This is a genomic window from Cryobacterium arcticum (assembly GCF_001679725.1).
In the GTDB taxonomy this organism is placed as follows: domain Bacteria; phylum Actinomycetota; class Actinomycetes; order Actinomycetales; family Microbacteriaceae; genus Cryobacterium; species Cryobacterium arcticum_A.
This window is the reverse complement of sequence record NZ_CP016282.1, coordinates 617,823-630,740: the sequence shown is the minus strand read 5'-3', so window position 1 is coordinate 630,740 and position 12,918 is coordinate 617,823. Positions and strand designations below refer to the sequence as shown.

The window sequence follows — 12,918 nt, the reverse complement described above, 5'->3', positions numbered from 1 at the left end:
GCCGCTCAGTTCAGCACGATCGAGGCCGACAGCGGCAGCTCGGTCACGCTCGTACCCACCTCGAACAGGTACGAGCCGGTCTCGTAGTGCCAGCCGTCCTGCCAGTCGGCGAACGCGCGCTCCGGCACCTGGATGTCGACGCTCACGCTTTCGCCGGCGGCCGCGAAGACGGCGGCGAAGCCGACCAGCCAACGCACCGGGCGGTCGATCGTGGAGTCGGCACGGGACGCGTAGACCTGCACGACCTGCTTGCCGGCCCGCTCGCCGGTGTTGCTGAGGGTGACCGTCACCGTCGTGGCGCCGACGGCCGGCAGCGAGGACCCGTCCACCGTGAGGTCGTCGAGCGACCAGGTGGTGTAGCCCAGGCCGTGGCCGAATTCGTAGGCCGGCTCGGTGCCGGCCTTCAGCCAGGCGCGGTAGCCGATGTGGATGCCCTCGTCGTAGCGCACGATCCCGTTCTCCGGGGTGACGTCAAGCACCGGCACATCCTCGAGGGTCGCCGGCCAGGTCGTGGGCAGGCGGCCGCCGGGCTCGGCCTCGCCGAGCAGGATCGCGGCGACGGCGTCGCCGTACTCTTGGCCACCGAACCAGCTGAGCAGGATCGCGGCCACGTCGTCCCGCCACGGCATCAGCACCGGCGAGCCGGAGTTGACCACCACGACGGTGCGCGGGTTGGCCGCGGCGACGGCGCGCACGAGGTCGTCTTGTCGGCCGGGCAGGTCGAGGTCTGAACGGTCGTAGCCCTCCGACTCCACCTTGGAGTTGGTGCCCACGACGAGCACCACCACGTCGGCGGCGGCCGCGGCGGCCACGGCCTCCGCGATGAGCGCATCCGGGTTGGACTGGTCGGGTTCGATGCCGATGGTGATCGACAGCGCGCCCATCAGGGCGCCCTCCGGGTCGATGTCGTACTCCACGACGAGGTCGAGCGACTCGCCCGCAGTCACCTGCACGGCCACCGACGCCGAGGGCGGCGACAGGAACGCGGCGCCCAGGTCGGTGCCCTCCGGGATCACGTGCTCCTCGTGCAGCAGGGCGCCGTCCACGTAGATGCGGCCATTGCCGGCACCGGCGAAGCCGAGCAGCACCTCGCCGGTCTCCTCCGGCGTGTAGCGGGTGCTGAATTCGAGCACCGCGGATGCCGAGATCGGGGCGTCGCCGCCGAACCACACGAGTGCGGTGGCGCGGCGGTCCTCGGCGAACAGCTCGGTGCCGTCGGCGTCCAGGAAACGCACCCGGGCGCCGGGTTCGTCGGTGTGCGGGTTGACGATGGTGCCGAGCGGCAGTTCGGCGATACCTTCCTGCACCACGGCGCCCACCGAGTAGGTCACCTCCGCGTTCGGCAGCGCGGTGATCAGACCGTCGATCGGCGTGACCACGCGCTCAGGCAGCACGGTGGCGCTGCCGCCGCCCTGGGTGCGGGCGAACCGGGCGTTGTGCCCGATCACGGCCACTTTCGTCAGCGTATCGGCGACCCAGGGCAGCTCCCCGGTGTTCCGCACCAGCACGCTGCCAGCGATCTCGGCCTCCTTGGCGAAGCGGATGCCGTCTTCGACGACCACGGGCGCGGCGACGGCCGGCTCGAAGCCCTCGAGCGCGCCCACCCGGGCGGCCAGGGTAAGCAGCCGCAGCACCTTGCGGTCGATCGCGGCCTCATCCACCTCGCCGGCGGTGACGGCGGCCACCAGGGCGTCGCCCCAGGGGCCGGCCGGGCCGGGCATGACCAGGTCTTGCGAGAAGCGGGCGCTGTTGACGCTGCGCACCGCGGTCCAGTCGCTGATCACGACACCGTCGAAGCCCCATTCGGAGTTCAGCGGGGTCTCGAGCAGGGCGTTCTCGGTAACGGTGGCGCCGTTGACGGAGTTGTAGGAGCTCATCACGAGCCAGGCGTGGGCCTCGGTGATGGCCTCTTCGAAGGCGAGCAAGTACAGCTCGCGCAGCGCGCGGTCAGACACGACGACGTCCGCGGTGAACCGGTCGGTCTCGAAGTCGTTGGCGATATAGTGCTTCGGGGTGGCGCCCACCCCGTTCTCCTGCACACCCTCCACATAGGCGGCGGCGAGCTTGGCAGTGAGGTGCGGGTCTTCGCTGAACGCCTCGAAGTGGCGGCCGCCGAGCGGGGAGCGGTGCAGGTTGATGGTCGGGCCGAGCACCACGTCCACGCCCTTGCGGCGGGCCTCGACGGCGGCGACGTTGCCGTACCGGCGGGCGATGGCCGGGTCCCAGGCGGCGCCGAGCGCCGTCGACGACGGCAGGTTCAGCGACGGGGAACGCTCATCCCAGACCTCGCCACGCACGCCGCTCGGGCCGTCGGAGACCAGGATGCGGCGGAGGCCGATCTTCTCGATCGGCGCGGTGGTCCAGAAGTCGCGGCCGGTGAGCAGCAGCACCTTCTCTTCCAGGGTGAGCTGGTCGAGCAGGGCCGCGAGGCGCACAGCGGTGGGGTCGGTGACAGCGGCGTCGGGGGTGGTGATCGTCATGGTGCGAATCGCTTTCGTGGGGGTCGGTTCTGAAGTGGGGGAACCAGAAAAGGGGAAGAGAAGGACTACTCGGCGGCGCTGTCGGTGAAGACGCGCACGTCCCAGGCGCCGAGCTCCAGGGTGGAGCCGTGGTCGAGGGCGCTGCCCGAGATGAGGTCGCTGAGCTGGGTGGGAGCGGTGAGTGTGACGGGCGCCCACGACCAGTTGTGCACGAAGTACACCCGCGAGCCGTCCGGCGCGCTCGAGGTGGTCACGGTGACGCTCTCGGGCAGCCCGGTCCAGCCGGCCACCGGGTCGGGCACCAGCCAGGCGGCCAAGGAGTGCGCCAACGCCTGGTTGGGCACCGTGCCCACCACGGTGACCCGGCCGGCCCCGTGCACGTGACTGGTCACGGCCGCCCAACGCCCGAAGTGCGGATGCTCGTAGCCGACCAGCGCATCCGCCCCGGTGGGGCTGAGACCGTCGAGCCAGGCGGTGGCGGCGGAGCCGGGCCACAGCGCCAGGCCGCCGCCGGCATCCGTCACCGGAACCGGTTCGGGCAGCGTGGCGAACTCGTCGTACCAGGCGCCCGCTGCCTCGGCCAGCCGGGCCGGCTGCACGTCCTGCCGGGCGCGGCCCTCCCGGTCGGCGTACGCGGACCGCGGGCCGAGCACCAGATGCCCGCCGGCCGCCGCATAGGCGTCGAGCCAGTCCAGCTCGATGTCCGCGGCGGTGAAGAACCCCGGCACGAGCAGCACCGGATAGCGCTTGGCGAACGCGACCGCGTCACCGTCTTCGAGCTGGTCGACCCCGGCCGTTGCACGACCGGGGAAGATCTGTTGCGGGCGCACCAGCCGGGTCTGCAGACCCGCGTCGAAGGCGCCGCGCACGAAGGCGGCGATGATGCGCCGGTAGGAGTCGGGGTCGAAGTACTGCCCGGGCGCCGAGAACGGGGCCTGCGCCGACAGCGCGAACTTGCTGTCCGAGTCGTAGAGCACGGCCACGTCGTAGTCGGGCCGGGCGCGGGCCACCGCGGCGCCGGCCGCGGCGAACTCGCCGCCGAGCCGGGCGATCTCCCGGTAGGTGCGGCCGGGTTTCTGGCTGTGCGGCAGCACGCCGCCCCAGTAGGTTTCGGCGCCGAAGTGCAGGGAGTGCCAGTGCCAGTACTCGATCATGCTCGCGCCGCGCGACACCAGCGCCCAGGCGGCCTGACGCCACTGGCCGTCGTAGGGCGAGAAGTTGAGCTGGGAGAACCCGATCGACGAGGCGTTGGTCTCGGTGACCAGGAACGGGCCCTGTTTCGACGAGTACATCACGTCGGCCAGGTGGTACAGCGACCAGGTGCCCTTCACGATCCAGTCGGCGCTTCTAGCCTCCGTCGACGGATGCGCCAGCGAACCTTCCATCTCGTAGTACGCGTTGCCGCTGGCCACCTCGAGGTTCGCCGACAGGTTCACGTCTTCGACGCCGAGCTGGTCATAGGAGATGCAGGTGGTGACGAACTGCTGCGCGGCCGCGTACTCGCGCACGATGTCGGCCTGCCAGCCGATGTACTCGGTGACCAGCTTGGCCTGGAACCGGCGCCAGGCCAGGTCGTACTGCGGTTGGAAGTTGCCGTCGGGCCGCCACAGGTCGGCCCAGGTGGACAGCTTGTGAGACCAGTAGACCAATCCCCACTCCCGGTTGAGGGTCTCCACGTCACCGTAGAGGTGGCGCAGGTCGTCGGTGAAGCGTTGGAACACGCCCTCGTTGTAGAGCAGCCGGATGCCGGGCTCGTTGTCCACCTGGAAGCCGATCACCGCAGGGTGGTCGGCGTAGCGGGCGATGATTTTGCGGATGATGCGCTCGGCGTAGAAGAGGAACGTGGGGTTGGTGAAGTCCATCTCCTGCCGCATGCCCCAGTGGTTGGGTGTGCCGGTGGCCGAGTCGCCGGCCACCTCGGGGTGCAGCCGTTTCATCCACATCGGGACGGCGTAGGTGGGGGTGCCGAGGATGACCCCGATCCCCCGCGCGTGGGCGCCGTCGAGCACCGGTTGCAGCCAGTCCAGGTCGAAGACGCCGGGCTCGGGCTCCCAGGTGGACCAGACCGATTCACCGACCCGGATGACCGTGAAGCCGGCCTCCTGCATGAGGTCGAGGTCGGTGTCCAGCCGGGGGCTGGGCTGGTACTCGTGATAGTAGGCGGCACCGAAACGGATGCCCGCGAACGCTTCGTCGTGCTCGTCGGAAGCGAACACCTCAGGCCACCGTCGACTCGGCCTGCAGCCGTTGTTCGGCCGCGAGCCGCTGCCGCACCGCGCGGCGCTCCTCCTGCCGGTCGGGGTCGGGCACCGGCGCGGCCAGGAACAGCCGCTGGGTGTACGGGTGCGCGGGGGCACTGGTGACCTGGTCGCCTGCGCCCCACTCCACGATCTCACCGTGGTACATCACGGCGACCCGGTGGCTGAGGTGCCGCACGACGGCGAGGTCGTGCGAGACGAACAGGTAGGCGACGCCGGTGCGCTCCTGGATCTGCTTGAACAGGTCCAGCACTCGCGCCTGGGTGGAGAGGTCGAGCGCCGAGACCGGTTCGTCACAGACGATCAGGCGCGGGTCGAGGGCCAGGGCGCGGGCGATGGCGATGCGCTGCCGCTGGCCGCCGGAGAATTCCCGGGGCAGCCGGTCGGCGGCGTTGCTGGGCAGGCCCACTTGGTCGAGCAGGTCGAGCACCCGCTTGGAGGCGTCCTTCTTGGCGACGTTCCGCACGGTGAGCGGCTCCACCAGGATCTGTTCGATGGTCAGGCTCGGGTTCAGCGAGGTGTACGGGTCTTGGAAGACCACCTGGATCTCGCTGGCCAGGGCCTTCCGCTGCCGGCGGCCGGCCTGCGCGATGTCCTGGCCGCGGTAGCGGATCTCCCCGCCGGTGACCGGCGCCAGGCCGAGCACGGCGCGGCCCAGGGTGGTCTTGCCGGAGCCGGACTCGCCGACCAGGCCCACCGTCTCGCCGGGGCGGATGTCGAGGGACACACCCTTGAGGGCCCGGAACGGGTCCTTGCGGAATCCCTTGATCGGGTACTCGACGACGACGTTCTTGACGTCCAGGAGAGGCTCGGTCATGACTCTGCTCCAAAGCTGTCGGTGGGGCTGGTGACGAGGCCGCCGCGGGCTTCGCCGTCTTCGAGGATCGCTGCGAGCAGCGACTGGGTGTACGGATGCTTCGCGGCGTTGAAGATGGACCGCACCGGGCCCGTCTCGATCACGCGGCCGTCCCGCATCACGCTCACGCGGTCGCACAGGTCGGCGACGACACCGAAGTTGTGGGTGACCAGGACGACGCCCATGTTGAGCTCGGCCTGCAGCTCGCGCAGCAGGTCGAGCACCTCGGCCTGCACGGTCACGTCCAGGGCGGTGGTGGGCTCGTCGGCGATGAGCAGGTCGGGGTCGCAGGAGACGGCGCCGGCGATGAGCACCCGCTGGGCCATGCCGCCGGAGACCTCGTGAGGGTAGGCGGCGAAGGTGCGCTCGGGGTTGGGGATGCCGACCCGGGCGAGCAGCTTGAGGGCCCGCTGGGTGGCCTCCTTCTTGGAGATACCCAGGCACACCCGCATCGGCTCGACCATCTGGCTGCCGATCGTGAACGCGGCGTCGAGATTCGACATCGGCTCCTGCGGGATGTACGCGATCTTCTTGCCGCGGATCTTCGTCATCTCCTTCTCGGAGGCCAGGGCCAGGTCGTGCCCCTCGAAGAAGATCGCCCCGCCGGTGACCCGGCCGCCGTCGGGCAGCAGGCGCAGGATCGACCAGGCGGTCTGGGTCTTGCCCGAACCGGACTCGCCGATCAGGCCGTGCACCTCGCCGCGACGCACGGTCAGCGACACATCGTGCACGACGGTCTTCACGGTGCCGTCGGCCTGGTCGTAGCCGATCGCGAGGTCGCGCACATCCAGCAGCACCTCGCCGGTGCGGCCGGAGGAGGACAGGTCGTCGGCGTGGAACACGGCTGCGGTCTTGTTGACGTCGACGGGACGCAGCGGCGGGCGGCGGCGGCGCTTGGCCTTGCCGCTCTGCTCGAGTTCGTCGCGCATGGTGTTGGCCAGCAGGGTGAGCGCCACACAGGTGAACGCGATCACGAGGCTCGGCCAGAGGATGAGCATCGGCTCCTTGTAGATCTGCCGGAAGCCGTCGTTGAGCATGGTGCCCCAGGTGGGGATCGACTGGTCGCCGAGACCGAGGAAGTCGAGTCCGGCCTGGATGGCGATGGCGATGCCGAGCACCATGGCGGACTGGATGATGACGGGGGCACGCACCACGGTGAGGATGTGCTTGCCGATGATGCGGCCGTCGCCGAGGCCAGCGACCCGGGCCGCGTCCACGTACAGTTCGTTGCGCACCGCGGTGACCGACGCGTACACGAGCCTGAAGAAGGCCGGCGAGAGCAGCACGCCGAAGATCATCATGGACAGCCACATCGACGGGCCGAGCACGGCGCGGGCGGCCAGCAGCACGACGATGCCGGGCAGGGCCATCAGCAGGCCGGTGAGCCAGGAGGACACCGCGTCGAACCACTTGCCGTAGTAGCCGGCGATGAGGCCACCAGTGACGCCGATGGCGAGTGCGATCACCAGGGCCAGGGCGGCGCCGGCGAGGCTGAACCGGCCAGCGAAGATGAGACGGGAGAACACGTCACGTCCCGAGCTGTCGAAGCCGAGCGGATGCCCGTCGGCCGGCCCGCCGAGCACGTTCTGGATCGACGACTCATTGGGGTCGTGCGAGGCGATCAGCGCGGCGAACACGGCGCTGAGCACGAGCAGCACGAGGAAGACGATGGTGGCCAGGCCGATGGGGTTGCGCAGCAGGCGGGAGAGCAGCGACCGGCGGGCGGCCCGGGGCAGCGCCGGAGCCATCACGGTGGGGGTCAGGTCGATCATGAGAGGCGCACCTTCGGGTTGAGCCAGCCCTGGAGCAGGTCGATGAGCAGGTTGACGATGACGACGATCGCGGCCGTCGCCACGACCAGGCCCATAACCATGGGGATATCGCCCTGGGTGGTGGCCTGCACGGCTACCTGGCCGAGGCCCGGGATCGCGAAGATCTGCTCCACGATGACCGCGCCGCCGAGCAGGCCGACGAACTGCACGGCCAGGACGGCCAGGGCGGGGCCGCCGGCGTTGCGCAGCACGTGCTTGAAGACCACCCGGTTGAAGGAGAGACCGCGCGAGCGGAGGGTGCGCACGTAGTCCTGGCGGAGGGCGTCGACGACACTTCCGCGCACCTGCTGGGCGACACCGGCGATGCCACCGATGGCCAACGCGACGATGGGCAGGGTGACGCTGGCGGCCCATCCGCTGGGCGAATCGGTGAACGCGGTGTACCCGGTGGGCTTGAACCATTTGAGGTTGAGGGCGAAGAGGGTGACCAGGCCCAGCGCGATGAGGAAACCGGGGATGGCGAAGCCGAGGATGGAGACGGCCTGCACGACCTTGTCGGCCCAGCCGCCGCGGATCGCGGCCCAGACGCCGAGGGCCACGGAGATGATCGCGATGAGCAGGATCGCGCCGATCACGAGGGAGAGGGTGACGCTGAGCCGGGAGGTGATGCCCGCCGTGACGAGCTGGCCGGTGAACCAGGAGGAGCCCAGGTCACCGCGCATGGCGCCGGCGAGCCAGTCGCCGTACTGCACGAGTACCGGACGGTTGAGGCCGAGCTGCTCGGACTTGAGCGCCACGGTCTCGGCGCTGGCCGTCTGGCCGAGGATGCGCCGGGCGATGTCACCGCCGCCTAGATAGAGGAGCGTGAACGCGATGGTGGAAATGAGGAAGAGCAGGACGACGCCCGAGAGCAATCGCCGGAGGATGAATCTGAACATCACTGTCCCTTTTCTAGAGTTCTAGAGAATGCGACCCGGGTGCGGGAGCCGGCGGGGGCGCCGGGAGGGCCGGGCCGCGCTGGAGCACGGCCCGACCGACTGGCCTTAGGAAGCGGGGGTGATGTTCCAGAGGTAGGGGTACGCGTTGCCGGCCTGCATCAGGGCGGTGGTCTTCGCGTCGGTGGCGTAGCTGGACTGCACGCGGTACCACGGGGCGAACCAGGCCTGCTCGACGATGTAGGCGTTGAGCTCCTTGAGGGCCGCGTCCGCCTCATCCTCGGTGCCGGTACCGATGGTGGCGACGAGGGCGTCGACCTTCGGGTCCTGGTACTTGGTGGGGTTGAACGAGGCGTTCGGGGTGAGCTCGAAGTTGATCAGCGCCCAGTCGGCGTCCTGCTGCAGCTGCATCCAGGTGACTCCGTACTTCGGGGCGAGGAGGTCGGCGATGAAGTTGGTGCCGGTGTCGGTGTAGTTCACCGTGATGCCGACGTCCTTGAGCTGCTGCTGGATGAGGGTGAAGACGGCCGGGTTGCCGAGCGAGGTGCTGGGCATCTCGAGGGTGAGGCCATCCGCGTAACCGGCTGCCGCGAGCAGCTTCTTGGCCTCGGCGGGGTCGAAGGCATAGCGGGAGTCGAGGTCCTCATCGTAGGCGGCCGAGGTGGTCGGGAAGATCTGGGTGGTGGGGGTGCCGAGTCCTTCGCCCACCGCGGTGAGCATGGCCTTGGTGTCGATGGCGTAGTTGAGCGCCTGGCGCACCCGCACGTCGGCGAGGGCGGGGTTCATGGAGCCGTCGCGGTCGAAGATGATCAGGCCGGTCCAGTCCAGTTCGAACGGGTTGATGGTGTAGCCGGCGGCTTCGACCTCGGCGTTGTTGGTGTTGTCGGCGAGCTTGGCGCCGTTGACCTGGCCGCCCTTGATCGCGTTGAGCATCGAGGTGGAGTCGGCGAATACCTTGATCGACAGGTTGTCGTAGTGCACCGAGTCCGGGTCCCAGTAGTCGGGGTTCTTGGTGAACTCGTAGGAGGTGCCCACGACGGTCTTGGCGGTGTCGAGGATGTACGGACCGGAGCCGACCGGGTTGGTCTGCACGTCGGCGGCACCGAAGGCGGCGGGGCTCTCCTGCATGCCGGCGTTCTGGCTGAGGTAGTGCAGCAGGGCGGGGTCGGGCTGCGTGAGGGTCAGTTCCACCGTGGTGTCGCCGACCGCGGTGGCCGTGCCCAGCGCCGCCAGGAAGGAGGCGTTCGGGGAGGTGCCGTCACGGAAGCGGGTGAGGTTCTGGGCGGCCGCATCCGCGTTGAACGCGGTGCCGTCGGTGAACTTCACGTCGTCGCGCAGCGTCAGCGTGAGCACGGTGTTGTCGTCGTTGTAGGACCACTCGGTGGCCAGGCTGGGGAGCAGCTTGCCGGTGGGGTCTTCCTTGAGGAGGGTGTCGTAAACGGCCTGCCCGTAGGGCGACTCGTTGGCGAAGCTGATGTTCGCGGCCTCGAAGGTGGTGTTCTGAACGATGACGCCCAGAGTGAGCGTGTCAGAGCCGGATCCACTGGAGGATGTGTCGCTTGCCGAGCAGCCTGTGAGTGCGAGGGCCGCGACGGCGACCACGGCCGTCAGGCTTTTCCATCGGAACATCGGTGTTCCCTTTCGGTACGTGCAGTCCTTCGTTGGGCCGCCTCGAAAACCGAAGCTAACACGAAAAACGAATACTTGGTAGGTTTTCGCAGAATTGTTACCGGGCGCGCTAGAGTCGGGCCATGATCCCCTCCGGAACCATCCGAAAGCCGCGCGGCGCCTACGCCAAGACGGCCGCCCGGCGTCGGGAGATCCTCGAAGCCGGCATGGACGTCTTCGCCACGAACGGTTTCCGCAGTGGGTCCATTCGCGAGATCGCGGAAATGGTGGGCATCAGCCAGGCCGGACTTCTGCACCACTTCTCCAACAAGAATGAGCTGCTGGCCGGGGTATTGGAACTCCGCGACGACCGGGCCACTGAGTACGTCGACACGGCGGCACCGGCCGGTATCGAGACCATCCGCGGCTTCGTGCGACTCATCGAATACAACGCCCGCGAGAAGCCCGGCCTGGTGGAATTGCACTGCGTACTCTCCGCCGAGGCCACCTCGCCGGAGCATCCGGCGCACGACTACTTCGTACGCCGGTACATCTGGGTTGAGTCGTTCCTCACCGAGGCGTTCACCGCGATGCGGGATGCCGGCCAGCTGGCCGCCGGGATCGATCCGTCCAGCGCCGCCCGCGGCACGATCGCCATGAGCGACGGCCTGCAGGTGCAGTGGCTGCTCCGCCGCGACGCGGTGGACATGGCCGCGGAGATGCGCAACTACCTACGCCCTCTGCTCACCGTCGCCCTGTAGCCCGGCCTCGGCCGCCGCGCGCCGCCGTCGCCGTCGCCGTCGCGGATTCCGTTGCGCGGGTCAGGCGCCGTTTCGCAGGTGGCGCGCCACCTGCGAAACGGCGCGCTGCCCGCGCACCTCTTCGCGGCGGTCAGCCGGCGGCGTGGGCGGCGAGCTTGGCGGTGAAGTCGGCGAAGAGCAGCCGCACGTCGAGCCGGGTGTACACCCGCATCGGCCGGGGGCCCTGCCGGGGAATTGTGTCGTAGGACCCGTCGGCGCGGATCCGCGGCACCGTGCGGGTGACGTACTCACTCGACGAGGGGTCCGCCTCGAACGACGACTGCAGCGCGGTCAGCAGCACGAGCGGGCTGTCACCCAGGATGTACGTCTCGCCGAGGGGCAGGCCGTGGTTGCCAGCCATCACGGCGACCTGGGCGAGGGCGTCGTAGAGGTGGGCTCCGATGGCGCCGTGCGGGCGCACATCCGTGAGCAGTTCGGCCCAGGAGTACAGGGTTTGCCGGTAGGCGTCACGCGGCACCTGCCAGATGGGCATGAACGAGTCGAAGATCACGCGGGCGGCGGGGATGTCGATGGCCAGGTTGTACTCGGGGCCGTGGGATCCGGGCGGTGGCACGGCGAGGCCGTCGTGCTCGGGGCCGCCGATCCAGACCAGGGTGAGCCGCGTCGCGATGCGCGGTTCGAGCAGGTAGGCGCTGGCGATCTCGGTGAGCCCGGCCCCGCAGGCCAAGAACAGCGGCAGGTTCGTGTCGGTGCGCATGGCCTCGGCGATGATGGCATCCGTTGCCGCCGAACGGATGGGCGACAGCGGGTCGGTCATGCCGACGTTCGACCCGGCCAGAACGGGAATCGTGCCGGCACGGCCGAGCAGGTCGAGCACGGTGCTGGCGGCCACGGCCGCGTTGTCGGCGGTCTGCTCGGAGGGATCGAACGGGTCGCCGGGCTTCAGGTGTGAGCCGATGATCGCGCGGATCTCCACCGACGGCGAGAGCACGTGGTGGGCGAGCTGCACGAGCCCGTCGGGATCGCCGGAGAAGTCGTTGTCGATGATGACCCGGGCGCGGGGCTGCACCACCCGCCGCAGTTCGGTCTCGAATGATGTCAACGCCGGCACCTTCCCTGAAGTTTTTCTGCTGAGTGTAGTGGCCTCGCCGCCGGTCCCCCTCGACGCACGAGATAGTGCTCGCAGCGGGTGAACGTGCTCGCAGCGGGTGTTAGTGCTCGCAGCACGCGATTGTTGCGGATTTACCGCGCGCCGCGAGCACGTAGACACGCTGCGAGCGCTGAGGCACGCTGCGAGGGGTCGCTTCGCGGGTGTCCCGACGCGCGGGCTCCATCCGGCGGCCGCGGGGGCTGCTACTGGGGCGCCATCCGGATGCCGCCGTCGAGACGGATGGTCTCGCCGTTGAGCATGGGATTCTCCACGATGTGGCGCACCAGGGCGGCGTACTCGGCCGGGTTGCCGAGCCGGGCCGGATGCGGCACTTGGGCGCCCAGCGACGCGCGGGCCTCGGCGGGCAGGCCCTGCAGCAGCGGGGTGTCGAACAGCCCGGGGGCGATGGTCATGACGCGGATGAGCGAGCGCGCGAACTCGCGGGCCAACGGCAGGGTCATCGCCGCGACCCCGCCCTTCGATGCGGCGTAGGCCGCCTGGCCGATCTGGCCGTCGAACGCCGCGACGGATGCCGTGTTCACGATCACGCCGCGTTCCGGGGTGCCTCCGTCGATGCCATCTGCGGGGCCTACAGCGCCGGGATCGAGCGGGTCGACGGCCTGCATTGCCACGGCGGCCAGGCGCACCACGTTGAAGGTGCCGAGGAGGTTCACCCGCAGCACCCGCTCGAAGTCGCCGAGCGGCATGGCGCCCTGCCGCCCTACGGCCCGGGCCGCCGGGGCGATCCCCGCGCAGTTGACCACAATGCGCAAGGGGCCGTGGGTTCCGGCCTCCGCGACCGCCGCCGCCACGTCGGCCTCGCTGGTCACATCCCCCGGATGGAATATGGCCGTGCCGCCCGCGTGGTGATCCATCCCAGCGTGGGAATGAGCCGCATCCGCGCTGGCCCTGTCGCCCGCCGAACGGGGCGCTGACCGGGCCCGCGCGTTCAGCTCAGCTGCCCGGTCCTCGCCCGCCGAGCCGGCCAGATCGAAGAGCACCACATGAGCTCCGGCCTCGAGCAGCGCTCGCGCGGTGGCCAGGCCCAGGCCGGAGGCGGCTCCGGTGACGAGGGCGGAGCATCCGTCGATGCGCACG

General features: G+C 69.6%; 9 protein-coding genes. 1 reads left to right on the top strand and 8 read right to left on the bottom strand.

What is annotated here, in order from left to right:
* Positions 1-5 precede the first annotated feature (5 nt).
* The 6 genes from PA27867_RS02775 to PA27867_RS02750 all read right to left on the bottom strand — a co-directional run bounded on the left by PA27867_RS02775 (position 6) and on the right by PA27867_RS02750 (position 9,930).
* Positions 6-2,480, bottom strand: coding sequence for a glycoside hydrolase family 3 protein (locus PA27867_RS02775; protein WP_066592899.1), 2,475 nt, complete (start codon positions 2,478-2,480; stop codon positions 6-8).
* Between the two features lie 65 nt (positions 2,481-2,545).
* A complete protein-coding gene (locus PA27867_RS02770; protein ID WP_236900812.1) occupies positions 2,546-4,696 on the bottom strand; it encodes a beta-galactosidase in 2,151 nt (716 codons plus the stop codon).
* A gap of 1 nt (position 4,697) precedes the next feature.
* The gene (locus PA27867_RS02765) at positions 4,698-5,555 is read right to left on the bottom strand and encodes an ATP-binding cassette domain-containing protein (RefSeq protein ID WP_066592890.1); all 858 of its coding nucleotides are present in this window, start codon (positions 5,553-5,555) and stop codon (positions 4,698-4,700) included.
* The gene (locus tag PA27867_RS02760; RefSeq protein WP_084020600.1) at positions 5,552-7,366 is read right to left on the bottom strand and encodes a dipeptide/oligopeptide/nickel ABC transporter permease/ATP-binding protein; all 1,815 of its coding nucleotides are present in this window, start codon (positions 7,364-7,366) and stop codon (positions 5,552-5,554) included. The genes PA27867_RS02765 and PA27867_RS02760 overlap by 4 nt, the downstream gene beginning before the upstream one ends.
* A complete protein-coding gene (locus PA27867_RS02755) occupies positions 7,363-8,304 on the bottom strand; it encodes an ABC transporter permease (protein WP_066592888.1) in 942 nt (313 codons plus the stop codon). The genes PA27867_RS02760 and PA27867_RS02755 overlap by 4 nt, the downstream gene beginning before the upstream one ends.
* A gap of 105 nt (positions 8,305-8,409) precedes the next feature.
* Positions 8,410-9,930 (bottom strand): ABC transporter substrate-binding protein, encoded by a 1,521-nt coding sequence (locus PA27867_RS02750; RefSeq protein ID WP_066592886.1) that lies wholly within the window; start codon positions 9,928-9,930, stop codon positions 8,410-8,412.
* A gap of 122 nt (positions 9,931-10,052) precedes the next feature.
* Between PA27867_RS02750 and PA27867_RS02745 the strand changes: the two genes are divergently transcribed.
* Complete coding sequence (locus PA27867_RS02745) at positions 10,053-10,670, top strand: TetR/AcrR family transcriptional regulator (RefSeq protein WP_066592880.1); 618 nt, start codon at positions 10,053-10,055, stop codon at positions 10,668-10,670.
* A 130-nt stretch (positions 10,671-10,800) separates the two neighbouring features.
* On the opposite strand, the gene PA27867_RS02740 is transcribed toward PA27867_RS02745, so the two are convergent.
* Positions 10,801-11,772: a nucleoside hydrolase gene (locus tag PA27867_RS02740; RefSeq protein WP_208857292.1), complete on the bottom strand. Its 972-nt coding sequence runs from the start codon at positions 11,770-11,772 to the stop codon at positions 10,801-10,803.
* A gap of 251 nt (positions 11,773-12,023) precedes the next feature.
* Positions 12,024-12,917: an SDR family NAD(P)-dependent oxidoreductase gene (locus PA27867_RS02735; protein ID WP_066592875.1), complete on the bottom strand. Its 894-nt coding sequence runs from the start codon at positions 12,915-12,917 to the stop codon at positions 12,024-12,026.
* Between the last annotated feature and the right edge of the window lies 1 nt (position 12,918).

What these genes read in the sequence shown, in the direction of transcription:
- PA27867_RS02760 (WP_084020600.1), bottom strand. Translation starts at nt 7,366, where the DNA reads ATGATCGACCTGACCCCCACCGTGATGGCTCCGGCGCTGCCCCGGGCC.
- PA27867_RS02750 (WP_066592886.1), bottom strand. Translation starts at nt 9,930, where the DNA reads ATGTTCCGATGGAAAAGCCTGACGGCCGTGGTCGCCGTCGCGGCCCTC.
- PA27867_RS02765 (WP_066592890.1), bottom strand. Translation starts at nt 5,555, where the DNA reads ATGACCGAGCCTCTCCTGGACGTCAAGAACGTCGTCGTCGAGTACCCG.
- PA27867_RS02775 (WP_066592899.1), bottom strand. Translation starts at nt 2,480, where the DNA reads ATGACGATCACCACCCCCGACGCCGCTGTCACCGACCCCACCGCTGTG.
- PA27867_RS02755 (WP_066592888.1), bottom strand. Translation starts at nt 8,304, where the DNA reads ATGTTCAGATTCATCCTCCGGCGATTGCTCTCGGGCGTCGTCCTGCTC.
- PA27867_RS02745 (WP_066592880.1), top strand. Translation starts at nt 10,053, where the DNA reads ATGATCCCCTCCGGAACCATCCGAAAGCCGCGCGGCGCCTACGCCAAG.